A 23024-nucleotide genomic window follows, 5' to 3' on the forward strand; every position below is an offset into this window, starting at 1 on the left:
TACTGTCGTCCCGGTGAGCGCAGATCTTCGTATCTTCTTTTTCGGCGATTCCTTCGTCCAGGGGATCGGTGACCCCGAGTACCGCGGCTGGGTGGGGCGCGTCCTCGCGGCCACCGGCGTCGGCACGACCGCGTTCAATCTCGGAATCCGGCGCAACACCTCCGAGGATGTGCTGCGCCGCTGCTGGACCGAGATCGAACCGCGCGGGATGAGCGGGGCCGACCAGCGACTGGTGCTGTCCTTCGGCGCCAACGACGCGATCGAGGAGAACGGCGCGGTCCGAGTCGATCCGGCTCGCAGCCTGGACAATCTCGCCACGATCATCGACGGTGCCCGCCGGCGTGGGATCGCACCGCTGGTCGTGGGTCCGCCGCCGGTGATCGAAGCGGGCGAACCGCATCTGCGCCGCGTCACCACGCTGGCCGAACAGATGTCCGCCCTCTGCCACGCGCGCGACGTGCCGTTCATCGACATCACCGCGGCCGTGGCCGAGGACCCGGTCTGGCGCGCGGAGGTGCTGGCAGGCGACGGTGCGCATCCGGGCAGCGGCGGCTATCGCCGGCTGGCCGACCTCGTGCTCGACGGCGGCTGGCGCGAGTGGATCGCCGTGCCACGCCGCTGACGTCAGCCGGCGGGGGTCGTGCGGGGGCTGCCGGCGAATCTGATCTGCAGTAGCTGGCGGGCGATGACGTCGGTGAGATGTGCCTGGGTGGTGTCGAATTCGCCGCGCATCCACGCCGCGACCAGCTCGAGCGCGCCACTGACCACCGCGTAGGCGGCCATGTCGGAGTCGAGTTCGTCGTCGGCCGACTCCGGGACGAGCTCGCGGCCGACCGCCGCCATGGCGCGGGCGATCGAGTGCTGGGTGGACAGGCGCGCGGCCTGCAGCGCCTCGGTGCTGTGCGCGGTCAGCAGCAGGGCGTGGCGGCGCGGGTCGGCGACCAGGAAGCCCAGCGCGGCGTCGGCGGCGGCGTGGACCTGACTGTCGAGGTCGGGGCCGGCAGTGTGGGTGGCGGTGACCACGACGGCGATGCCCTCGGTCGTGAGGTCGTCGACCAACGCCGACAACAGAGCGTCGCGATCGGCGAACTGCTCGTAGAAGTAGCGGTCGTTCAGGCGGGCCCTGGTACACACCGCGCGCTTGGTGACCGCGGGCGCGCCACCCTCGGCGAGCAGATCCAGCGCCGCCTCGAACAGGGCGGCGCGGCGGCGGGACCGACGCTCGTCGGCTGCCACCCCCGCGTAGGCACGCGGCGCGGCCGTGTTCGCGGAATCCTCACCCATGCTCTTGACCATCCCACCATTCTGGTGCACTCTGACACCACACGAGTTTCTGGAGTCGCGCGACACCAGAATAGCGCCCTAAGTGTCGCCCGGGCCGGTGGTCCACGACACCGGAACAAAGGAGTTCCCCCGATGTCCTGCCCCGTGCCCCATCTCGCGACCACGGCAACGCCCGAGCAGGTCTCCGACGCTGTCGCCCGCTTCGAGCGGGTAGGCGGCTCGGTCCTGTTCAGCCTGTTCAGCGTCGGCCTGTTCGACCAGCCGATGCTGCCGCCCGTCTCCGCCGCACTCGAAGCCACCGGACGGTCCCGCAACCAGCCCTGGGCGCGCGCGGTCCGCACCGCGGCCGCCGACCAGCTGATCTACCACGGCGAGGACACCGACCGCGAGACCGAAGCACAGCGCCTGATGGTCCTGCACCGCGACGTCAAGGGGATCGGACCGGACGGGGAGCGGTACTCCGCGCTCAACCCCCAATCATGGAACTGGATCCTCTACTCCACGTTCTTCGTCCAGCGCGGCGCCTACATCGCCCTCACCGGCGCCGAACCGACCCTCGCCGAGAACCAGGCCATCTGGGACCACTACCGGCACAAGACCCTCGGCCTGCACCTGCCCGGCAAGTCGCGACCGATCGAGGACTACACCGAACTCGTCACCCACTACACGCACATGGCAGTTACCGAACTCCGGTCCACGCCCGCCCTCGACGCCGCCGTCGCCTCGGTCCGCCACGCCCCGCGCCCGTACTTCCTGCCCGCGGCCACCGGCCCGCTGTGGCGGTTGAGCTCGCCCGCGCTCGGCCACCTCCTGATGGTGCTCGGCTGCGGCATCATGCATCCCGACGTCCGCGCCCGCATGCCCTACCCCTGGACCCGCCGCCACGAGCGCGAATTCCAGGCGATCACCAAAGCCCTGCGGATCGCGTTCGACCGCCTGCCCGCCTCGGTGACCGACTCCCCCATGGCCCGCAACCGGCGCAAGTACCAGAAACTCGTCACCAAGTACCGCGACGTCGGACTCACCTCCTTCGCCCCCGACGCCGCACTCCGCTGACCGACACCACCGCTCACGGCGCGTCGCCGTAGACCACCAACCAGATGGCTCGCCCGAGCGCCGTGGCCAGCTCCCCGTCATCGACCCCGATGTCACCGGAGCAGGCCACGGCCATCGTGCGCTCGACCATCGAGGTCAAGATCAACGCGGTGGCCCGCGGATCGAGCCGCGCGCTGACCCGGCCCGCCGCACGATCCGCCGCCAGACGCGCCGCCACCAGCTCGGTGAACGCGGCGACCCGCGCCCGCCAGAACGCACCCACCTCGCGGTCGTAAGCGGCGACCTCGCTCAAAGCCAACAGCAGATAGCGGTGCGCGCGGACACCGTCGATCATCGCCGCGGCTGCCACCACCACACCGGCCTGCCGATCGGTGTGCTCGGCACTCCACCACCGCTCCGCCGCCGCGAACAAATCGGCGGTCGCCAACTCGCCCAGCCGGACCAACAGCCTGCTCTTGTCCGGAAAATACCGGTAGAACGTCGATCTGGCCGACCCGGACGCCGCGGCGATCCGCTGCACGGCCAGCTCGGTGAACGGCGTGCCGTCGGCCAGCAGATCCTCCACCGCGCGTAACACCCGCGGCTCGAACTCGGTCCGCCGATCGTCGGACGGTTTGCGGGCCGATCGCGGGACACGGGTCAGCGAGGGCATCGGCGGCTCCTCGACTGCTCGGCCGCGAGCGCACATGCGTCGACCATGCGCCCATTGTGCTCCTCCACTCCGCCCAGGGATCGGCAACGGGCGAGCGGGCGCGAATCCGTTGCGTCCGTGTGCTGTTGACAGTGGTCGCCGCCGACCGGATCATCGTCTCGGACACACTGTCCGAGACTCGATGACCGAGGCGGTACCCATGCTCGATTCCCCCGTCACCTCGGCCGAGTCGGCCGACGTCGTCATCGTCGGCGCGCGCTGCGCCGGCTCGGCGACCGCAGTGACGTTGGCGCGAGCCGGCCGCAGAGTCGTCGTCCTGGATTCCGCCGCCCTGCCCTCGGACACCCTGTCCACCCACCTGCTCTGGCCCGCCGGGCTGGCCGAGCTCCAGCGACTGGGCGTACTCACCGAAGTCGAGGCACTCGGCGCCCCGCGACTGACCCAGGCCTACGCCGAAGGCGCCGGATACGGCATCACCTCCACCTTCCCCACCGTCGACGGTATCGACTACGCCATGTGCGTGCGCCGCACCGGCCTCGACGGCGTCCTCGTCCGCGCCGCCGTCGCCGCGGGCGCCGACGTCCGCCAGCGCTGCCGGGTCACCTCGGTGATCTGGGCCGACAATCGCTGCGCCGGCGTCCGATACACCGACCGCTCCGGCGCCGTCGTCGAGATCCGCGCCGCCCTGGTCGTCGGCGCCGACGGCAGACACAGCACCATCGCCCGCGCCGTCGGCGCCGACGACCCGTTCCTCACCGTCCCCAGCGGACGCGACTGCTACTACGCCTACTGGCGCGACACCGACGACACCCCGCGAGACACCGCCGCGCAATGGCGCGCCGGCGCCGATCTCGGCACCGCCTTCCCCTGCGACGACGGCCTGATCCTGAGCCTGGTCCAACCACCCGCCACCCGCGAACGCTCCGGCCCCGGCGAAGCCGAACGCCGCTACACCGAAGCCGTCGAACGCATTCCCGCCCTCGCGGCCCGGCTCAACGGCTGCCACCGCGTCGGACGCGTACGCACCGCCACCGGCATCTCCTCCTACTTCCGCCGATCCACCGGCCCCGGCTGGGCACTGCCCGGCGACGCCGGGCACTTCAAAGACCCGGTGACCGCCCAGGGCATCCGCGACGCCCTGCACTACGGCCGACTACTCGCCGAAACCGTCGCCGACACCCTCGACAACCCCGCCACCCTCGACCGCGCCCTCCGCGACTGGGAACGCCGCCGCATCATCGAATGCCGCGCCATCTTCCACTGGACCAACCGGCTGGCGCGCGGAGAAGCCATGCGCCCCTTGGAGACCGAGCTCTACCGCCGCGCCACCGACGACCCCGAACTGGCCCGGATCACCACCGGCATCTTCTCCCGCACCCGGCCACCGGCGGACCTGCACACTCCCGTCCTGGCGCTGCGGCTGGTCGCCGGCGCGCTGCGCCATCAGCGCAACATACCGGCCGTCCTCGCCGACCTCGCCCGCGAAATCCGGGTGGCGGCACGCAACGCCCTGATCACCCGAACCACGCTGCGCGGCACCCCCTCCCGGTCGACACCGCCCCCGGCTCCCAGCACACCGTTGCTGACGGCGGCCCACGGCGAGTCCCGCCCCGACTGACCACGGGCCGCCGGCTACTCCTCCCCCGGCCCATCCAGCAGATCGAGGCCGACCAGATCACTGACGTACTTGCCGATCAGCGCGCGACCCAGATGCGGGATATCCCGCTCGGTGCCGATCCCCGCCGCGCGCACCGCCGCCCGGAACCCGTCCGCGGGCAGCGCCGACCCGGGCAGCGGGCGCCCAGGACGACGGTGCGCCTGCAACAACGGCAACAACGTGTGCTTGCGCTGCCCCTCCGGCAACGCGCGCAGCGCGGTCTCGAAGCGCGCGAACCAGTCCGCGTAGTCCTCGATCCGATCGATCCGATGCCCCGCCTCGATCAGCCAATCGACGAAACTGTCGAGCGAGATGCCGTCGTCGTGCGGATTGACGACGTCGTAGGTCCGATACCCCGCGACCGCCCCCGCACCCAGCGCAGTGACCGCCGCCGCGACGAAATCGGCGGGCAGCCCGTCGTAGTGCGCGCGCTGCCGCCGCCCCTGAGCGTCGGTCAGATAGAACGACACCGGCGCGAGACCGGTCACCAGCACGCTCAACAGCAGCCGGGTGAACACGTCGGGCACATTGAGCTGACCGCGATAGGTGCTGTGCGCCAGAATCATGTCCGACCGGAACACCGCCACCGGCAGCCCGAACCGATCCGACGCCTCCCGCAACAACACCTCACCCGCCCACTTGCTGTTGCCGTACCCATTGGCATAGCTCGAGTCCAGCCGCCGGACCGGACTCATCACCCGCACATCACCGTCCTCGGCGAAGGACTCCCCCTGCGCCGCCACCGCCACGGTCGACAGATAACTCACCGGCTTCCGGGTCGCCGTCAACGCCAGCCGGATCACCTCCGCCGTACCGACCACATTCGGGCCGAACAACTGCCCATACGGCAGTACATGATTCACCAGCGCCGCCGAGTGCACGATCAGCTCCACCTCCTCGGCAAGACGCTGCCATGTCGAGGCGGACAGACCGAGATTCGGTTCACCGATATCCCCCGCCAGCACCTCGAGCGCATCGTCGGCGAGCGCGCGGAAATGCTCGCGCAGCACCGGATCGGTGTCGAACGCGGCGTCCAGGCGCGCGCGAGCGGCGGCCGCGTCACCACCGCGCACCACACAGATCACCCGGCCACCCCGCGGGGCCAGCCGTTCCAGCCAGGTCAGCAGGAGAAACCGGCCCAGGTAGCCGTTCGCGCCGGTGATCAGGACCGTAGACGGCGAGACCGCGGCGGGCGGCAGCTGCGGGGCCCGATCCAGCGTCGCCGCGTCCAGGAACTCCGCCAACCTCAGATCGGACGCCCGGATCTCGGTCGCCCCGGCACCGTGCACCGTCTCGGCATCGATCCTGCGGGCACCGAGCGCACGCTCCCGACCGACATAGTCCGCGATCCGGGCCAGATCACTGTCCGGCCCGAGCAACACGTTCACCGGCACCTCGACCTCGAGCAGTTCCCGCAGCAACGTCGAATACGACAGCGCCGCCAGCGAATCCCCACCCAGATCACCGAACCGTGCCTCGGGCCGCAACTGCGCGGCCGAGCACCCCAGCACCGCCCGCGCCGCCCCGGCCACCGTGTCGAACACCGGCAGACCGGGCGCGTCCCGGCGCAACCGCCGCAACTGCGCCTCCTGGTCGCGCGCGACATCGTCGTACAGCGCTTCCAGCCGCTCCCCGTACCGCTGCTTCAGCTTGGGCCGCAACAACTTCCCGACCCCCGACAGCAGGCCGTCGGCGATCGAGAACGGCTCGGTCTCGATCAGGAAGTCGCGCGGGATCTCGTACGGCTCCAGTTCGGCCGCCACCGCCACCCGATGCAACGACGCACTCACCGCCGCCCGCACGTCCCCGGCGGGCCCGGCCAGGGCCGCCTCCGTCGGCACCACCACCGCGAGCAGATACGCCCGCTCGCTACTGCCGTACACGAAGATCTGACGCACCAGATCCGCCCCCGCGAACACCGCCTCCAGCCGCGACACCGTCACGAACTCGCCCTGCGACAGCTTCAGCACATTGTTGCGGCGATCCACATACGCCAGCCGGTCCGGCGCCAGCTCGGCGACCACATCACCGGTGCGGCAGAAACCGTCCTCGTCGAACACCTCCGCGGTGACATCAGGGCGCCGGTAGTAGCCCGAGATCATCGTGGTCGTCTTGAGCAGCAGCTCACCCCGCGGATACGGCTTGTCGGTAGCGAAATAGCCGAGCTCCGGCACATCGACCAGCTTGTAGTCCAGCACCGGCGGGCGCATCACCTTCGTATCGAAGATGACACCGCCCCCGGTCTCGGTCGACCCGTAGCCGTCGTGCAACCGCAACCGCAACACCGACTCCACGAACTCCCGCAGATCCGGCGCGATCGGCGCGCTCCCACACAGCACCGTCATCAACCGGCCACCCAGGAACTGTTCCCGCAGTTCGGTACGCACCTCCTCGGCCAGCGCCGCCGCGTCGACGCCCGGCCCCGACCGCCGATCCACCTCCTGCCGGAAACGCTGCAGAATCATGTCGCACACTCGCGGCACCAGGAAGATCTCCGTCGGCCGCACCAGCGCGATGTCCTCGAACAGCGTCGACATATCCGGCGCCGCCGCGAAATACGCGGTCCCGCCGCGCGCGAGCACACCGGTCAAGGTCAACCGCGCCGCGATATGGCTCATCGGCAGGAAGTTCACATTCAGCACCGCCACCGGACGGGCAGGCTGCCAGCCCGCCGCCACCAGGCGATGGGTGTACATCGCACCCTTCGGCGTGCCCGTGCTGCCCGAGGTGTAGATCAACATCGCCAGCGGATCCTCGCCCGGGGCAGGCACCGTCAGCGGCGCGGGATCGGCGCGACGACCGCGGGCGATCGCCTCGTCGATCGTGTGCAGCGCGACCGTCGACCCCGCCGCGGTCAGCCGGGCGCGGGCGGCGGCCAGTGCGTCGCGGTGATCGTCGTCGTCCGCGTGATGATCGAACACCAGCAGCGAGTCCGGCGCCGTGCCCGCCAGCACCGTCTCGACCGCCGCCGCCAGATGCGCGGTGTCGACGGCGAAGACCCGCGGCTCGGTCTCGTCCAGGATCGAACGCAGTTGCGTCAGACCGGCTCCCGACTGCAACGGCACCGCGACCCCACCCAGATGGATCGTCGCCAGATCCAGCACCGTGTAGTCGGCACCGGTGAACCCGAGCGTCGCGACGAAATCCCCCGCCCCGACACCCGCGCCGTGCCACGCGGCGGCCAGCGCGCGAGCCCGCTCCCACACCACGCCGTAGGTCACCAGCTCGAATTCCGGCAGCAGACGGCGCGTCACGCGGCCGCCGTCGACGACCGGTTCGGTGCGACGGACACCCAGGGCTGGCCGATCCGAGTACGCGGTCATCACCGTCGAGACGATGTGTGCCAGAGGCAATCCCGGCGTCGTGACCGTCGCATGGACGTCCTCGAGCGGCGTCGCCGCCCGGATCTGCTCGTCCTCGGCGTAGAGCGCCCGGATGCGCTCCGCCAGCCGGCCCGCGTCCAGCTCGACCGTCATGCCCCGTTCCGATCGACCGGACCACCCAGCGCGGAGATCCGGACGTCGCACCAGGCTTCCCGCCGCGCCGCCTCGGGATCGATCAGCACCCGGGGCGGATGGTCGATGATGCAGGTCGCCCTGCGCTCGGCCGTGTACGGCGACCACGCGGGCAGCGGCGCGCCGGTCCGGGCGAAAGTCAGCCAGTTGTCCTGCATATGATCCTGCACCGCGAGAAAGGCCCGCCGACCGCCCGCGGCCGTCATCGCCCGGCCGACCGGACTGTCGACCCAGCCGAACACCGGCACCAGATCCAGCGCGTGCGTCGCACCGAACCCGGCCAGGCGCACCGCCCGGGGCGCGTAGTCGAACCGGTAGGCGTAGGTCGGCGCATACCGGCTGTGACCTTCCAGTACGGCCAGGGTCGGTCGCAGGAACATGAAGTCACCGCCGATCCGCACCGCGGTCCGCGCGGCCGGGTACCCGGGGTAACTGCGGACCACTCGCTGCTCCGCACCTGGAGCGCAGCGTCCGAACGTGGACGTGAGCTGGGCGGGCGTGTGCGGCACCGACTTCATGAACCGCTGGAACAACGTCGCCTCGTCGCGATTGGTGCCGATGATCAGCGGCACGCGATGCGCACGACCCGCCGCGATCGCATCGATCGGCGCCTCCGGCAGGAACTTCCCGTCGACCACCGGGCTGTAGGGAAAACTGCCCGGACGTTCCCGCAGGGTCCGGTACAGCGCGCGATCGGCCGCCCGGCACAGCTCACTCGCCGGCGCCGTCGCCAGCACCGAGGCCGCGTCGGCGGGATCGGCGCCCAGCCGTTCCAGGCAGCTGCGCGCGAACTCGCGCGCTTCGGCAGGCTCGGATGTCCAATCCGCCGGCGCGCTCTGCGCGATCGCCCGATGGAACAAGCCCGCCGCGGCGGGTGTCGCCAGCAGCGAGATCACCGCATGCGCACCCGCCGACTCCCCGAAGATGGTCACGTTTGCGGGGTCGCCACCGAACGCGGCGATATTGCGCCGCACCCAGTCGAGCGCGGCGACCTGATCCCGCAGACCCAGGTTCGACTCGAAAGGCCTTTCCGGCGTGGAGAACTCGCTGAAATCGACATAGCCCATCGCGCCGAGCCGGTACGTCACCGACACCACGACCACATCGCCGCGCACCGCCAACCGTGCACCCGAGTACATGCTGGCCGCGCCGATCACATACCCGCCGCCGTGGATGAACACCATCACCGGCCGCGGACTCTCCGACGGCGTCAGCGGGGCGGTCACATTCAGGGTCAGACAGTCCTCCCCCGTCGGCTGCCACGTGCGGGCCCCGGTGCGAGCACCGTTGGGGTGCTGCATGGCCGCGAACCCGTACTCGGTCGCCGAGCGCACCCCCGTCCAGGGTTGCACGGGTTGGGGGGCGCGGAACCGTAGTTCTCCGACGGGCGCGGCCGCATAGGGAAGGGCTCGCCAGCTGACAACTCGACGGCCCGCACGACCGCGCACGACTCCGTCGGCGGTCACGATCTCTGTGGACACCATGCGCCCCACAGTACGTGGTACCAGCGGTACCGCGCAGGTGGTTCGGCCGTCTGCCGAACCCCGCCGACTAGACTGGGCCGATGGCCGGCGACGCCCCGGAAACCGCACCGCTCGCGGCAGAAGATGCCCGGAGCGTCGCCGACCTCGACAGCCTGATCTGCACCTGCCGCGCCTGCCCCCGCCTCGTCGCCTGGCGCGAGGAAGTGGCCCGCGTCAAACGCGCCGCCTACCGCGACGAGGACTACTGGGCCCGCCCCGTCCCCGGCTTCGGCCCCGACGACGCCGAGATCCTCGTCGTCGGCCTGGCGCCTGCCGCCAACGGCGGCAACCGCACCGGCCGCATGTTCACCGGCGACCGCAGCGGCGACGTTCTCTTCGCCGCGCTGCACGCCGTCGGCCTGGCGACCGGTGCGCAGCCGGTCAGCGTGGACGACGGCATCGAACTCCTGAACACGCGCTTGACCGCACCCGTGCACTGCGCACCCCCGGAGAACAAGCCGACCAGCGAGGAACGCCACCGGTGCGCCCCCTTCCTCAGCAGAGAACTGGAACTGCTCGCGCCGACGGTGAAAGTCATCGTCGTCCTGGGCGCCTTCGGCTGGCAGGCGCTGTTCACCGTGCTCACCGGCGGCGGCTGGACCGTCCCCCGCCCACGACCACGCTTCGACCACGGCGCCGAAGTCACCCTCGCCCATCCGGACGGCCGCACGATCACCATCCTCGGCTGCTACCACGTCAGCCCGCACAACACCTTCACCGGCCGACTCACCCCGGCCATGATCGAAGACGTCTTCCGCACCGCCCAGTTGATCGCCGAGTCCGGACCCACTGCTGACCAACCCCTCCTGTCCTGAGCTTCTTTTGAAAGGGTGGGTGACGCGGTCGGGCAAGGTATCCGACAGGGATGACATTCATTCTTAGATGCGCATATCTACGTCTCCTAATGTTCGAGATGAGTTCAGGGAAGCAGGCCAAGACCCGGATCCGGGCGATCGTTCCCGAGCGCGCCGCCGACACTCCCCTCGCCTGCCGTCGGTGGCTCGCACTCGCTCCGCTCCCCCACCGTCTTGTCGACTCACCGGCGACCCCTCCCCCGCCCCCGCATTCGGTCAACCGCGATCGAGCACCGCATGGATCTCCGAGAGAAGCTCCAGAGTGTTCGGATCGTCCGCGCGCTCGAAGGCCGCGACAACGGCACCGAGCGCCGCACCACCGTTGAGCCAGTCGACCAGCTCGCCGTAATCCCCCGACCCCTTGTCCCAGTAGGCATTCGAGGGAACCGTGACATCACCTTTCCTCCGGCAGTGCTGCGAGACGAATTCGTGCAGCCGCTGCACCCCCGCATGGCCCGCAAGTTCACCCCACTCGATCAACCGAGCCGCGACAGTGCCCTGTGCCGACCCGAGCGCACACAGCACAGTGCCGATCGACACCTCCGGCCTGCCATCGGTGAACTGGTCCCGCCACAGCGCATCCATCACCGCGGTGATCGCTTCCGCTTCCGGCCAGCTCTGCCAGCCCGCTCGGCCCAATTTCCCGTAGACCACCTCCAGGTCCGGCATCGCCGCGTCGTGCGTATGCGAGAGCTGCAGGATTCTCCCTGCCAGGTACCGAAAGTCCGTCGCCGAGCCCACCGTCGTCAGAGCGCGGTAGGTGTAGGCGCCCAGATCCGATCCCGTCAGGTCACGGCGCCGACGACGCAGCAGGATCGCGTAGTCGCCGGAATGACGGCAGCACGGACACGCCGCGATCGACGCGGGCGCAGGTACCCGGGCGAACGCCTCGTCGAGGGCCGACAACGCGGTGGCCGGCGACTGTGCCTCGTTTTCCCCGTCGATCACCGCGACGACGTTACGTCGGGCACACGCAGTTTCGCACGAGGAATTCGAAGCCACTCCGGCTGCCGCCCCTCCGTCGGCGAGATGCGGGCAGCCGGAGCAACGAAGTCAGTGCACCTGGGCTTCGACCTTCCCGACGATGCCCCGGGCGATGGACCCCGTGAGGCGGGTCGTGATCGGGCCGGACAGGCGCAGCAGCGGGCGCAGGGCGGGGCCGCCTTCGAGAGCGAAAGTCCAGGTCAGCCTGGTACCGGTGGCGGTGGGGGTGAGCTGGATGTCCTCGGCGAAGCGGCGGAGGCCGGGAATGGAGGCCGCGTCGACGGTGAAGGTCATCCGGCGCTCGTCGTCCCAGCGGTAGAAACGTTCGGTCAGCGCCGCGGCGCCCGCGAGGGTGACGACCCGGGTGGACCCGACACCGAAGGGCGGCGGGGAGATCCAACGCATCCCGGTGACGGCCGCCGACCACGACACCAGCGCGTCGTCGGCGGTCAGCGCGCGCCAGACGGCGCTGGGCGGCGCCGCGATGTCGACCACGTGCACGTAGCGGTCGGTGGCCGTCGCGAGGAAGGTGTCATCGGATTCGTGCAGGGCAAAGGACGGTGACATAGCTGTTCGATCCGTTCAGTCGGTGGCGACGGTGATCGCTCACGCCGATCGCTTGTCGTAGTGGGTGTTCGCCCGGTCGAGCCTGCGCTCGTACCCGGCCAATCCGGTCCAGCACAGGGCGGCGGCGACCTCGACGGCGTCCTGTTTGGGTATCGGCCTGCCCGCGTCGAGCCAGTGGCGGGCAGCCAGATGGCTGGAGCCCACCAGGCTCCAGGCATACATATCGGCCGGTGCGGCGCCGACCCCGACCGCGCGGAGTTCGGCGGCGACGAGATCGGCGCACGCGCGCATCGCGCTGCGCACCCGCCACTCGATACTCGGTTCGCTCGGCACCGGTGACTCGAAGACCAGCACGTGGCCGCCGGGATCCTCGTCGACGAAGTCGAAGTACGCCGACACGGCCACCCGCACCCGGGCGCGCGGTGTGGTCTCGGCCGCGACCGCGGCGCGGACCCCGTCGACCATCCGGTCCAGATACTGTTGCAGCACCGCCAGATACAGGTCCAGCTTGTTCGCGAAGTGGTCGTAGAGCACCGGTTTGCTGATCCCGGCGCGCGCACCGATCTCCGCCATGCGCGCGCCGTGATAGCCGTTGGTGACGAACACGTCCCGAGCCGCGGCGACAACCGCGCGCCTGCGGTGCGCGCGTCTGCCGTCGCCGCGCACCCCGCGCGCGGAGGTCACCCCCGCGCCCGGCAGCACCGGAGGCCGGGAAGTCGTGTCCGTCGTCATGACGCTCAGCCGAGCGTTTCCCCGGCGGCGGCCTTGGTCCGCAACGACTCCGGCACCTCGAACCGATCGCCGTAGGCGGCCCGCAACTCGTCGGCACGGGCGACGAACCCGGCGAGCCCACCCGCGTACTGGTTGATGTACTGGACGACGCCGCCGGTCCACGCCGGGAACCCGATGCCGAAGATGGAGCCGATGTTCGCGTCCGGCACCGTGCGCAGCACGCCTTCGTCGAAACACCGCACAGTGTCGAGGGATTCGGCGAAAAGCATCCGTTCCTGCATGTCGACGAACGGGATGCCGTGATCGTCGCGGGTGTACTTCTCGACCAGGCCCGGCCACAAACCCAGCTTCTTGCCCTCGGCGTCGTAGTCGTAGAAGCCGCGACCCTCGAGCCGGCCGGGCCGGTCGAAGTCGTCGACCATGGCGTCGACCAGCGGATACGCCCTGGACTCGGTCCAGCGCTTGCCCTCGGCGAGCAGGTTCTCCTCGAGGCTGCGCCGGATCTTCTGCGCCAGTTTCATATTGATCTCGTCGGCCAGCGCCAGCGCGCCCACCGGATAACCGGCCTGGGTGGCGGCCTGTTCCACCGACGCCGGGTGCACGCCTTCGGCGACCAGCGCGATCGCCTCGTCCATGAACTGGCCGATGACCCGGCTGGTGAAGAAGCCGCGGCTGTCGTTCACCACGATCGGGGTCTTCTTGATCGCCAGGGTGTAGTCGATGGCCCTGGCGATCGCCTCGTCGCTGGTCTGCTCGCCGACGACGATCTCGACCAGCGGCATCTTGTCCACCGGCGAGAAGAAGTGCAGACCGATGAAGTCCTGCTGCCGCTGCACGCCGGTGGCCAGATCGGTGATCGGCAGCGTGGAGGTGTTGGAGCCGAGCAGGGCGTCCGGGTTCACCAGCGCTTCGATCTCGCCGAACACCTTCTGCTTCAGGCCCGGATCCTCGAACACGGCCTCGACGACGAAGTCGCAGCCCGCGGCGTCGGCCGGGTCGGCACTCGGGTGGATGCGGCCGAGGATCCGGTCGTACTCGTCCTGGCTGATCGCGCCCCTGCGCAGCGCCTTGTCGAGCAGCTTGCGCGAGTAGTCCTTACCGCGCTCGGCCGCCTCGATCGTGACGTCCTTCAGCACGACCTGCATGCCGGCGCGGGCCTGCACATAGGCGATGCCCGCGCCCATCATGCCCGCGCCGAGCACGAGGACCTTCTCCGGCGTGCGCACGGGGAAGCCTTCGGGGCGGCTGCCGCCCTTGTTGATCGTCCCCAGGTCGAAGAACAGGGACTTGATCATGTTGGTCGAGATCTGGCCGCAGATCAGGTTGGTGCAGTAGCGGGTCTCGATCGCGAACGCGGTATCGATATCGACCTGCGCGCCCTCGACGGCCGTGGCCAGCACCGCGATCGGCGCCGGCATCGGGGCGCCCTTGAGCTGCTTGCGGACGTTGGCCGGGAACGCGGGCAGGTTGGCCGCCAGCGCCGGGCTCGACGGGGTGCCGCCGGGGAGCTTGTAGCCCTTCACATCCCACGGTTGCGCCGCCTCGGGGTTGGCCGCGATCCAGGCGCGGGCCTTGTCGAACATCTCCGCGCGGGTGGCGGCGATCTCGTGGATGATCCCGACCTGCAGGGCCTTCGCGGGCTTCATCCGCTGGCCCTGGCCGACGACGTTGAGCACCGCGTCGGTGATGCCGAGCAGTCGCACGGTCCGGGTGACGCCACCCGCGCCGGGCAGCAGCCCGAAGGTGACCTCGGGCAGGCCGAGCAGACTGCCTTTGGCGTCGAGCGCGATGCGGTGGTGGGTGGCCAGGGCGACTTCGAAGCCGCCGCCGAGCGCGGTGCCGTTGATCGCGGCGACCACCGGCTTGCCCAGCGTCTCGAGCCGGCGGAACGCGGCCTTGTAGGTGTCGAGGCCGAGGGCTATGTCGGGCGCGGTCGCCGGCGTGGCGTTCATCAGCAGGTTCAGGTCACCACCGGCGAAGAAGGTGTCCTTGCCGGAGGTGAGGATCACGCCGTCGTAGGTGTCCTTCTCGGCCTCGAGCCGGTCGACCGTGGCGGTGAGGTCACGCGCGAACGCCTCGGTCATGGTGTTGGTCGACTGGTTCGGGTCGTCGATGGTGAGCACGAGCACCCGGTCGGCGCCGAGGTCCCAGGCGATCATGGTGTCGGTCATGGTCAGATCCTCTCGATGATGGTGGCGATGCCCATGCCGCCGCCGATGCACAGCGTGATCAGCGCGCGGCGGGCTCCCCGCCGCTCGAGCTCGTCGACCATGGTTCCGGTGATCATCGCGCCGGTGGCGCCCAGCGGGTGGCCCATGGCGATGGCGCCACCGTTGACGTTGAGCTTCTCGTCCGGGATGGCCAGCTTCTTCTGATAGTTGAGCACCACCGACGCGAAGGCCTCGTTGAGCTCGAACAGGTCGATGTCGTCGACCGTGAGTCCGGCCAGGGCCAGCACCTTCTCGGTCGCCGGGACCGGGCCGGTCAGCATGATCGTCGAGTCGCTCCCGCTGACGGCCGACGCGACGACCCGGGCGCGCGGCGTGAGACCGGCTGCGGCACCGGCGGCCTCGCTGCCGATGAGCACCAGTGCCGACCCGTCGACGATGCCCGAGGAGTTGCCCGCGTGATGGACGTGATCGATCTTCTCGACCTGGTGGTACCGCTGCAGGGCGACGGCGTCGAATCCGCCCATCTCCCCCATCGCCGCGAACGACGGGGTCAGCCCGGCCAGGCTCTCGACCGTGGTGTCCGGGCGCATGAGCTCGTCGTGGTCGAGCAGGACGGCGCCGTTGATGTCCCGCACGGGCACGACGGACTTGGCGAAGTAGCCGCCGGACCAGGCAGCGGCCGCTTTCTGCTGCGACCGCACCGCGAACGCGTCGACATCCTCGCGGGTGAAGCCCTCGATGGTGGCGATCAGGTCCGCGCTGACACCCTGCGGCACGAAGTAGGTGCTGTAGTTGGTGACCGGGTCCATCGCCCACGCGCCGCCGTCGGAGCCCAGCGGAATCCGCGACATCGATTCCACGCCACCGGCGATCACCAGCTGTTCCCAGCCCGAGCGCACCTTCTGCGCCGCGGTGTTGACCGCCTCGAGACCCGAACCGCAGAATCGGTTGAGCTGCACGCCGGCGACCGTGTCGGGCAGTCCGGCCGCGAGCGCGGCCGTCTTGGCGATATCGGCGCCCTGATCGCCGACCGGGGAGACCACGCCGAGGACGATGTCATCGATCGCTGCCGGATCCAGCCCGGGGTACCGGACTTTCAGCTCCTCGATGAGCCCGACCACCAGGTCGAGCGGTTTGACGCCGTGCAGGGCGCCGTTCTTCTTGCCGCGACCGCGCGGGGTGCGGATCGCGTCGTAGATGAATGCCTCGGTCATGGTTCCTCGAAACTGTGTCGTCGTTGACAGGTCAGCGATGGGTGAACTGTGCGGTGCGCTTGTCGACGAAGGCGTTCATGCCTTCCTTCTGGTCCTCGATCGCGAACAGCGAATGGAAGACGCGGCGCTCGAAGCGGATACCCTCGGCGAGGGTGGTCTCGAAGGACCGGTTCACCGCCTCCTTGGCGATCATGGTGACCGGCAGCGACTTGGCCGCGATGGTCTCGGCGACCTCCGCGGCGACCCCGAGCAGGTCGTCGGCGGGCACGATGCGTGACACGAGTCCGGCCCGTTCGGCCTCCTCGGCGCCCATGTTCCGACCGGTCAACACCAGGTCCATCGCCTTGGCCTTGCCGACCGCCCTGGTGAGGCGCTGCGAACCACCGATGCCGGGGATCACGCCCAGCTTGATCTCGGGCTGCCCGAACTGCGCGGTGTCGGCGGCGATCAAAATGTCGCAGAGCATGGCCAGCTCGCAGCCGCCGCCGAGGGCGTACCCCGCAACCGCGGCGACGGTGGGCTTGCGGAACTGGGCCAGCCGGTCCCAGCGGGCGAAGAAGTCGTCCATGAACATGTCCATGTAGGACTTGGGCTGCATCTCCTTGATGTCGGCGCCCGCGGCGAACGCCTTGGCCGAGCCGGTGATCACCACCGCGCCGATCTCGTCGTCGCGTTCGAGCTCGTCCAGGGCGGCGACGATGTCGTCGAGGACCTGGGTGTTGAGCGCGTTGAGGGCCTTGGGCCGGTTCAGGGTGATCCAGCCGACCCGGTTCTTGCGCTCGAGCAGGATCGTCTCGTACGTGGTCATTCGGTGCCCTCCCCGGAACGCTCCCGGATGTCGGTGACGATCGCCGAGAAGTCCCGGCGCGCGTCGGTCTGGTTGAACCGCTCGTAGATGGCGGCGGCGAGCTCGCCGAGTTGTCCGTCGATACCGTTGGCGCGCAGAGCGTTCGCGGCCAGGGTGAGGTCCTTCGACATCAGCGCGGTCGCGAAACCGGGCTGATAGTCGTTGTTGGCCGGGCTCGCGGGAACCGGGCCGGGGACCGGGCAGTAGCTGGTCAGCGCCCAGCTCTGGCCCGACGCCGTGGAGACCACGTCGAAGAACGACTGATGGCTCAGGCCGAGCCGTTCACCGAGCACCAGCGCCTCGGACAGCCCGATCATCGAGATGCCGAGCAGCATGTTGTTGCAGATCTTCGCGGCTTGGCCGACACCGGCGTCACCGCAGTGCACGACCTTGCCGCCCATCACGTCGAGAACCTCGCGCGCCTCGGCGAAGTCGGCGGCCGCACCGCCCACCATGAAGGTCAGCGTGCCGGCCGTCGCGCCGGCCACACCACCGGAGACCGGGGCGTCCAACGGCCGGTGACCGGCCGCCACCGCTTGCGCGGCAGCGGCTTTCGCGTCGGCGACGTCGATGGTCGAACAGTCGATGAACAGCGTGCCCGGCGCCGCGGCCGCCAGTAGTTCCGCGTACACGTCGAGCACGAGCTTGCCGTTGGGCAGCATGGTGATCACCACGTCCCGGTCGACGGCCGCGTCGGCGGCGCGCTCGACCACGGTCGCGCCGTCGGCGCGCGCCTGGTCCTGCGCGGCGGGCACCGGATCGAAGGCGAGCACGTCGTGTCCGGCGCGCACCAGGTTCGCCGCCATCGGCGCGCCCATGTGGCCGAGTCCGAGAAAACCGATCTTCTTGCTCATCGCCGTGCCTCCTGCGTGGTCGCGCCGAGTTCCTTGTCGCCCAGTTCGGCGAAGTACGCCGCGACCTGCGCGTCGTCGACCTCGGCCAGGGTCGCGGGCAGCCACCGCGGGTTGCGGTCCTTGTCGATGACCTGGGCGCGGATCCCCTCGACCAGGTCGTGCGAGCGCAGCGAGGCGATCGAGACCCGGTACTCCTGATCGAGCACCGCCTCGAGGCTCGGCAGATCCCGCGCCGCTCGCAGCGAGCGCAGCGTGACCTTCAGCGAGACCGGCGATTTGGCCAGCATCTCCTCGGCGGCCTTGGTCGCCTCGGGTGAGTCGGCGGTCTGCAGGCGGGCCGCGATCTCCTCGACGGTGTCGGCGCTGTGGCAGGCGTCGATCCAGCTCCGCTGGGCGAGCAGCTCCGACGACGGCGCCGGTTCGGCGAACTTCTCGATCGCGGCGTCGACATCGGTCGTGCGCAACGCGTCGAGCAGCGCCGGGAGGGCGCCGGACGGGACGTAGTGGTCGGCGAAGCCGGCCGCGATCGCATCGCCCGCGCTCATCCGCGCGGTGGTCAGCGCGACATGCGTGCCGATCTCGCCCGGTGCTCGCGAGAGCAGGTAGGTACCGCCGACATCGGGGACGAAACCGATCCCGACCTCGGGCATGCCGATTCGGGACCGCTCGGTGACGATACGGTGGCTGCCGTGGCCGGACAGGCCGACACCGCCACCCATCACGATGCCGTCCATGATCACCACGTACGGCTTGGTATAGCGGCCGATCAGCGCGTTGAGGTGGTATTCGTCGCGCCAGAACACCCCGGTCGGTGAATCGGCATTCGCCGCACCGCCTTGCGCGTCGGCGTGGATGGCGACGATGTCGCCGCCCGCGCACAGACCGCGCTCACCGGCGCCGGTGACGACGACCGCGCGCACCGCGTCGTCGTCGGCCCATGCCCGCAGGGCGTCCGTGATGGCCAGTGCCATCGGATGATTCAGCGCGTTGATGGCCTTGGGCCGGTTCAGGGTGATGAGGCCGAGGCCGTCGGCGACGGCGATCAGCACTTCGGGTTCGTCGGTCATGCCGCTCCTGTCAGGGTGCGGGCGACGACCACCCGCATGATTTCGTTGGTGCCCTCGAGGATCTGATGCACCCGCAGGTCGCGGACGATCTTCTCCAGGCCGTATTCGTGCAGGTAGCCGTAGCCGCCGTGCAACTGCAGAGCCTTGTTGGCGACCTCGAAGCCGGCGTCGGTGGCGAAACGCTTGGCCATCGCGCACAGTTCGACCTTGTCCGGCGCCCCGGCGTCGAGCGCGGCCGCGGCCCGCCACAGCAGAGTCCGTGCCGCTTCGAGCTCGGTGCGCATGTCGGCCAGGTCGAACTGCAGGGCCTCGTTGCGCGCCAGCGGCTTGCCGAAGGCGTGCCGTTCGGCGAGGTAGGGCACGGTCTTGTCGAGCGCCGCCTGCGCGCCGCCGATCGAGCAGGCGGCGATATTGAGTCTGCCGCCGTTGAGCCCGTTCATCGCGATCGCGAAGCCGTCGCCCTCGGCGCCGAGCCGGTTGGCCACCGGCACGCGGGCGTCCTCCAGGATCACCTGGCGGGTCGGCTGGGCGTTCCAGCCCATCTTGCGCTCGTTCGGCCCCACTGTCAGGCCGGGGGTGTCGGCCGGGACGATCAGCGCCGAGATGCCGCGCGCGCCCGCGCCGCCGGTACGCACCATCATCACGTACACGTCGTTGGCGCCGGCACCCGAGATGAACTGCTTGGCACCGTTGAGGACGTAGTCGTCGCCGTCGCGCACGGCTCTGGTGCTCAGGGCCGCCGCGTCGGATCCGACCCCCGGTTCGGTGAGGGCGTAGCTGCCGAGCAGCTCCATCGACGCCATACCCGGCACCCAGCGGTGCCGCTGTTCGTCGGTGCCGTAGGCGTCGATCATCCAGGTCGCCATGTTGTGGATCGAGATGTAGGCCGCCACCGCGGGGCACCCGGTGGCCAGTTCCTCGAAGATCCGCACGGCGTCGAGCCTGCGCAGGTGCGAACCACCGACGTCCTCGCGCACATAGATGCCGCCCAGGCCGACCGGGCCCGCTTTGCGGAGCACGTCGACCGGGAAGTGTTTGCGCTCATCCCATTCCAGCGCGTTCGGCGCGAGGAACTCGTCGGCGAACTGCCGCGCGGTCTCGCCGATCGCGCGTTCGTCGTCGTTGAGAGTGAACACGGCCGCTCAGTCCATCGTCGGGATGACGAAGGCGTTGGACTCCTTCAGCCCCGCGGGCCAGCGCTGAGTCACCGTCTTGGTCTTGGTGTAGAAGCGGATCGAGTCCGGGCCGTGCTGGTTGAGATCGCCGAAGCCCGACCGCTTCCAGCCACCGAAGGTGTAGTAGGCGATCGGCACCGGGATCGGCACGTTGATGCCGACCATGCCGACCTGCACGCGCGCGGCGAAGTCGCGGGCGGTGTCGCCGTCGCGGGTGAAGATGGCCACGCCGTTGCCGTACTCGTGCTCGTTGGCCAGGCGCAGACCCTCCTCGTAGTCCTCGGCGCGGACCACGGTCACCACGGGACCGAAGATCTCCTCCCGGTAGATCCGCATGTCGGCGGTGACCCTGTCGAACAGGCTCGCGCCGACGAAGTAGCCGTCCTCGGCGCCTTCGACGACCAGGCCGCGGCCGTCGACGACCAGCTCGGCGCCCTCGTCGACACCGATCTGGACGTAATTGTTCACCCGGTCCACGCCGTCGCGCCCCACCAGCGGGCCGAAGTCGGCGCCCGGGTCGTCGGAGCGGCCGACGTTGAGCTTGTGCACCCGCTCGGTCAGCTTCGCGACCAGCCGATCGGCGGTCTCCTCCCCCACCGGCACGGCCACCGAGATCGCCATGCAGCGCTCGCCCGCCGAGCCGTAACCCGCGCCGATCAGCTGGTCGGCGACATCGTCGAGGTCGGCGTCGGGCATGACGATCGCGTGGTTCTTGGCGCCGCCGAAGCACTGGGCACGCTTGCCGTTGGCGGTCGCGGTCTCGTAGATGTACTGCGCGATCGGGGTCGAGCCGACGAAGCCGACGGCCTTGATCCGCGGATCGTGCAGGATCGTGTCGACGGCTTCCTTGCCGCCGTTGACCACGTTGAACACCCCCGGCGGCAGACCCGCCTCGAGGAACAGCTCGGCCAGGCGCAGCGGCACCGACGGGTCGCGCTCGGAGGGCTTGAGCACGAAGGCGTTGCCACAGGCCAGCGCCGGACCGGCCTTCCACAGCGGAATCATGGCCGGGAAGTTGAACGGGGTGATGCCGGCGACGACGCCGAGCGGCTGCCGCATCGAGTACACGTCGATGCCGGTGCCCGCGCTCTCGGTGTACTCACCCTTGAGCAGGTGCGGGATGCCGACGGCGAACTCGATGACCTCGAGGCCACGCTGGATGTCGCCCTTGGCGTCGGCGATGGTCTTGCCGTGCTCGGACGACAGCAGGGCCGCCAGGCTGTCGATCTCGTCGTTGACCAGGGTCAGGAACTTCATCAGCACCCTGGCGCGCTTCTGCGGGTTGAACGCCGCCCACCCGGGCTGCGCGGCGGCCGCGTTGGCGATCACCGCCTCGACCTCGGCGGTGTTCGCCAGCGGAACCGTGGCCTGCACTTGCCCGGTGTTCGGATCGAACACCTCACCGAACGCGCCCGAGGCGCCCTTGACGTGCTGTCCGTCGATGAAGTGGGTGAGTTCGCGAACCATGCCAGTCCTTGTCGTGGGTCGGTGCGCCGGGGCGCAGGTGAAAGGAGCTCCAATAGTTGGATGTCCAATCAATTGATACCATGGCAGCACTATTGGCGGTTTGTCAACATCTGATCGTTCTATTGACAGAACGCCAACAACTGCTCACTCTGGTGCGCAGCCCATCGACATCAGGGAGAGGAACCCGATGACCACCGCCGAAACCGACCGCGGCACCGACGCCGAGTCGGAGCTGCAAGGCCTGTCCGAACTGGCCCGCACCTTCTTCGCGAACACCGTCGCGCCGCATCGTGAGGAGTTCGCCGCGCAGGGCTTCCCGAGCCGGGAGGTCTACCGGCAGGCCGGCGAACTCGGGCTGCTGTGCATGTCGATTCCCGAGGAATACGGCGGCGGCGGTGGCACTTTCGCCCACGAGGCCGTGCTGTTCACCGAGCAGGTCAGGGGCGGCGATTCCGCCATGCAGCTCGGCGTGCACACCGGCATCGTGCCGCACTACATCCTCGCCTACGCCTCGGAGGAGAACAAGAAGCGCTGGCTGCCCAAGCTCGCCTCCGGCGAGTGGATCGGCGCCATCGCCATGACCGAGCCCGGCACCGGCTCCGACCTGCAGAACATCGCCACCAAGGCGGTCAAGGACGGCGACGACTACGTCATCACCGGCGCCAAGACGTTCATCTCCAACGGCCGCAACTGCGACCTGCTGATCATCGCCGTCAAGACCGACCCGACCCAGGGCGCCAAGGGCGTGTCCCTGGTGGTCGCCGAGGTCGCCGACGATACCCCCGGCTTCGAGCGCGGCAGGCTGCTCAAGAAGATCGGCCAGAAGGGCCAGGACACCACCGAGCTGTTCTTCGACGGGCTGCGCGTGCCGCAGGCCAACCTGCTCGGCGCCGAGGGCGAGGGCTTCATCCAGCTCATGCAGCAGTTGCCCCAGGAGCGGCTGATCTGCGGCGTCGCGGCCGCCGCGGCGATCGAGGCCGCCGTCGCCGAGACGCTGGCCTATGTCAAGCAGCGCAACGCTTTCGGCAAGCCGCTGTTCGCCATGCAGAACACCCGCTTCGAGCTGGCCGAGTGCGCGACGATCGCCGAGGTGGTGCGCACCTTCGTCGACGCCGCGGTCGAGAAGCACTTGCGCGGCGCGCTGGACGTCAAGACCGCCGCGATGGTCAAGTACTGGACCACCGATCAGCAAACCCAGGTGATCGACCGTTGCGTCCAGCTCCACGGTGGCTACGGCTACATGGAGGAGTACCCGATCGCCCGGATGTGGGCCGACGGCCGCATCTCGCGCATCTACGCCGGCGCCAACGAGGTCATGAAAGACCTCATCGCCCGCTTCCTCTGACACCCGGAGCTGATCGAGCCCGTGACACCGACCGGCGGCGTCACGGGCCTCGGGCTGGCA

The 23024-nt window shown here is 69.7% G+C and carries 19 protein-coding genes; 5 read left to right on the forward strand and 14 right to left on the reverse strand.

The features are described 5' to 3' along the window. The first annotated feature begins 13 nt into the window (after nucleotides 1-13). Nucleotides 14-622, forward strand: a complete 609-nt coding sequence (locus tag ATM97_RS23860) for a GDSL-type esterase/lipase family protein (protein ID WP_218720320.1) — start codon at nucleotides 14-16, stop codon at nucleotides 620-622. A 2-nt stretch (nucleotides 623-624) separates the two neighbouring features. Here the strand turns inward: ATM97_RS23860 and ATM97_RS23865 are convergent, their stop codons facing one another. Continuing rightward, nucleotides 625-1296 carry a TetR/AcrR family transcriptional regulator gene (locus ATM97_RS23865; RefSeq protein ID WP_218720322.1) on the reverse strand — a complete coding sequence of 224 codons (672 nt, stop codon included), beginning with the start codon at nucleotides 1294-1296 and terminating at the stop codon, nucleotides 625-627. 120 nt (nucleotides 1297-1416) lie between these two features. Between ATM97_RS23865 and ATM97_RS23870 the strand changes: the two genes are divergently transcribed. Further along, complete coding sequence (locus ATM97_RS23870) at nucleotides 1417-2340, forward strand: oxygenase MpaB family protein (RefSeq protein ID WP_218720324.1); 924 nt, start codon at nucleotides 1417-1419, stop codon at nucleotides 2338-2340. A 13-nt stretch (nucleotides 2341-2353) separates the two neighbouring features. Here the strand turns inward: ATM97_RS23870 and ATM97_RS23875 are convergent, their stop codons facing one another. Next, complete coding sequence (locus ATM97_RS23875; protein ID WP_218720326.1) at nucleotides 2354-2992, reverse strand: TetR/AcrR family transcriptional regulator; 639 nt, start codon at nucleotides 2990-2992, stop codon at nucleotides 2354-2356. A gap of 199 nt (nucleotides 2993-3191) precedes the next feature. Between ATM97_RS23875 and ATM97_RS23880 the strand changes: the two genes are divergently transcribed. Next, on the forward strand, nucleotides 3192-4610 hold the full coding sequence (locus ATM97_RS23880; RefSeq protein WP_255588269.1) for an NAD(P)/FAD-dependent oxidoreductase: 1419 nt from the start codon (nucleotides 3192-3194) through the stop codon (nucleotides 4608-4610). Between the two features lie 14 nt (nucleotides 4611-4624). Here the strand turns inward: ATM97_RS23880 and car are convergent, their stop codons facing one another. Together car and ATM97_RS23890 are read right to left on the reverse strand one after the other, a co-directional pair. Continuing rightward, the gene (gene car, locus ATM97_RS23885) at nucleotides 4625-8125 is read right to left on the reverse strand and encodes a carboxylic acid reductase (RefSeq protein ID WP_218720329.1); all 3501 of its coding nucleotides are present in this window, start codon (nucleotides 8123-8125) and stop codon (nucleotides 4625-4627) included. Next, nucleotides 8122-9648 (reverse strand): carboxylesterase/lipase family protein, encoded by a 1527-nt coding sequence (locus tag ATM97_RS23890; RefSeq protein ID WP_218720331.1) that lies wholly within the window; start codon nucleotides 9646-9648, stop codon nucleotides 8122-8124. The genes car and ATM97_RS23890 overlap by 4 nt, the downstream gene beginning before the upstream one ends. Before the next feature lie 80 nt (nucleotides 9649-9728). Between ATM97_RS23890 and ATM97_RS23895 the strand changes: the two genes are divergently transcribed. Next, entirely contained in the window at nucleotides 9729-10502 is a 774-nt protein-coding gene (locus tag ATM97_RS23895; RefSeq protein WP_218720333.1) for a uracil-DNA glycosylase, read from the forward strand. 255 nt (nucleotides 10503-10757) lie between these two features. Here the strand turns inward: ATM97_RS23895 and ATM97_RS23900 are convergent, their stop codons facing one another. The 10 genes from ATM97_RS23900 to ATM97_RS23945 form a co-directional block, all read right to left on the reverse strand. After that, nucleotides 10758-11489, reverse strand: coding sequence for a hypothetical protein (locus tag ATM97_RS23900; RefSeq protein WP_218720335.1), 732 nt, complete (start codon nucleotides 11487-11489; stop codon nucleotides 10758-10760). A 105-nt stretch (nucleotides 11490-11594) separates the two neighbouring features. Then, nucleotides 11595-12092, reverse strand: coding sequence for an SRPBCC family protein (locus ATM97_RS23905; RefSeq protein ID WP_218720337.1), 498 nt, complete (start codon nucleotides 12090-12092; stop codon nucleotides 11595-11597). Nucleotides 12093-12131: 39 nt separating this feature from the next. Further along, the gene (locus tag ATM97_RS23910; RefSeq protein WP_218720339.1) at nucleotides 12132-12824 is read right to left on the reverse strand and encodes a TetR/AcrR family transcriptional regulator; all 693 of its coding nucleotides are present in this window, start codon (nucleotides 12822-12824) and stop codon (nucleotides 12132-12134) included. Nucleotides 12825-12829: 5 nt separating this feature from the next. Further along, nucleotides 12830-14995, reverse strand: a complete 2166-nt coding sequence (locus ATM97_RS23915; protein ID WP_218720341.1) for a 3-hydroxyacyl-CoA dehydrogenase NAD-binding domain-containing protein — start codon at nucleotides 14993-14995, stop codon at nucleotides 12830-12832. Between the two features lie 2 nt (nucleotides 14996-14997). Continuing rightward, nucleotides 14998-16209: an acetyl-CoA C-acetyltransferase gene (locus ATM97_RS23920; RefSeq protein WP_218720342.1), complete on the reverse strand. Its 1212-nt coding sequence runs from the start codon at nucleotides 16207-16209 to the stop codon at nucleotides 14998-15000. 31 nt (nucleotides 16210-16240) lie between these two features. Then, the gene (locus ATM97_RS23925; RefSeq protein ID WP_218720344.1) at nucleotides 16241-17017 is read right to left on the reverse strand and encodes an enoyl-CoA hydratase; all 777 of its coding nucleotides are present in this window, start codon (nucleotides 17015-17017) and stop codon (nucleotides 16241-16243) included. Beyond that, a complete protein-coding gene (gene mmsB, locus ATM97_RS23930) occupies nucleotides 17014-17910 on the reverse strand; it encodes a 3-hydroxyisobutyrate dehydrogenase (RefSeq protein ID WP_218720345.1) in 897 nt (298 codons plus the stop codon). Before mmsB ends, ATM97_RS23925 begins: the two co-directional genes overlap by 4 nt. After that, a complete protein-coding gene (locus ATM97_RS23935; RefSeq protein WP_218720347.1) occupies nucleotides 17907-18977 on the reverse strand; it encodes an enoyl-CoA hydratase/isomerase family protein in 1071 nt (356 codons plus the stop codon). Before ATM97_RS23935 ends, mmsB begins: the two co-directional genes overlap by 4 nt. Further along, nucleotides 18974-20113, reverse strand: coding sequence for an acyl-CoA dehydrogenase family protein (locus ATM97_RS23940; RefSeq protein WP_218720348.1), 1140 nt, complete (start codon nucleotides 20111-20113; stop codon nucleotides 18974-18976). Before ATM97_RS23940 ends, ATM97_RS23935 begins: the two co-directional genes overlap by 4 nt. A gap of 6 nt (nucleotides 20114-20119) precedes the next feature. Continuing rightward, on the reverse strand, nucleotides 20120-21619 hold the full coding sequence (locus tag ATM97_RS23945) for a CoA-acylating methylmalonate-semialdehyde dehydrogenase (RefSeq protein ID WP_218720349.1): 1500 nt from the start codon (nucleotides 21617-21619) through the stop codon (nucleotides 20120-20122). 187 nt (nucleotides 21620-21806) lie between these two features. Between ATM97_RS23945 and ATM97_RS23950 the strand changes: the two genes are divergently transcribed. Beyond that, entirely contained in the window at nucleotides 21807-22964 is a 1158-nt protein-coding gene (locus ATM97_RS23950) for an acyl-CoA dehydrogenase family protein (protein ID WP_218720351.1), read from the forward strand. The last annotated feature ends 60 nt before the right edge of the window (nucleotides 22965-23024 follow it).

This window comes from Nocardia sp. MH4, from assembly GCF_019266065.1.
Classification (GTDB): Bacteria; Actinomycetota; Actinomycetes; order Mycobacteriales; family Mycobacteriaceae; genus Nocardia; species Nocardia canadensis.

Excerpts from the sequence above, each read along its gene's own strand:
- ATM97_RS23945 (WP_218720349.1), bottom strand. The coding sequence starts at position 21,619 with ATGGTTCGCGAACTCACCCACTTCATCGACGGACAGCACGTCAAGGGC.
- car (WP_218720329.1), bottom strand. The coding sequence starts at position 8,125 with ATGACGGTCGAGCTGGACGCGGGCCGGCTGGCGGAGCGCATCCGGGCG.
- ATM97_RS23925 (WP_218720344.1), bottom strand. The coding sequence starts at position 17,017 with ATGACCACGTACGAGACGATCCTGCTCGAGCGCAAGAACCGGGTCGGC.
- ATM97_RS23865 (WP_218720322.1), bottom strand. The coding sequence starts at position 1,296 with ATGGTCAAGAGCATGGGTGAGGATTCCGCGAACACGGCCGCGCCGCGT.
- ATM97_RS23910 (WP_218720339.1), bottom strand. The coding sequence starts at position 12,824 with ATGACGACGGACACGACTTCCCGGCCTCCGGTGCTGCCGGGCGCGGGG.
- mmsB (WP_218720345.1), bottom strand. The coding sequence starts at position 17,910 with ATGAGCAAGAAGATCGGTTTTCTCGGACTCGGCCACATGGGCGCGCCG.
- ATM97_RS23895 (WP_218720333.1), top strand. The coding sequence starts at position 9,729 with ATGGCCGGCGACGCCCCGGAAACCGCACCGCTCGCGGCAGAAGATGCC.
- ATM97_RS23950 (WP_218720351.1), top strand. The coding sequence starts at position 21,807 with ATGACCACCGCCGAAACCGACCGCGGCACCGACGCCGAGTCGGAGCTG.
- ATM97_RS23920 (WP_218720342.1), bottom strand. The coding sequence starts at position 16,209 with ATGACCGAGGCATTCATCTACGACGCGATCCGCACCCCGCGCGGTCGC.
- ATM97_RS23935 (WP_218720347.1), bottom strand. The coding sequence starts at position 18,977 with ATGACCGACGAACCCGAAGTGCTGATCGCCGTCGCCGACGGCCTCGGC.
- ATM97_RS23870 (WP_218720324.1), top strand. The coding sequence starts at position 1,417 with ATGTCCTGCCCCGTGCCCCATCTCGCGACCACGGCAACGCCCGAGCAG.
- ATM97_RS23875 (WP_218720326.1), bottom strand. The coding sequence starts at position 2,992 with ATGCCCTCGCTGACCCGTGTCCCGCGATCGGCCCGCAAACCGTCCGAC.
- ATM97_RS23880 (WP_255588269.1), top strand. The coding sequence starts at position 3,192 with ATGCTCGATTCCCCCGTCACCTCGGCCGAGTCGGCCGACGTCGTCATC.
- ATM97_RS23890 (WP_218720331.1), bottom strand. The coding sequence starts at position 9,648 with ATGGTGTCCACAGAGATCGTGACCGCCGACGGAGTCGTGCGCGGTCGT.
- ATM97_RS23915 (WP_218720341.1), bottom strand. The coding sequence starts at position 14,995 with ATGACCGACACCATGATCGCCTGGGACCTCGGCGCCGACCGGGTGCTC.
- ATM97_RS23905 (WP_218720337.1), bottom strand. The coding sequence starts at position 12,092 with ATGTCACCGTCCTTTGCCCTGCACGAATCCGATGACACCTTCCTCGCG.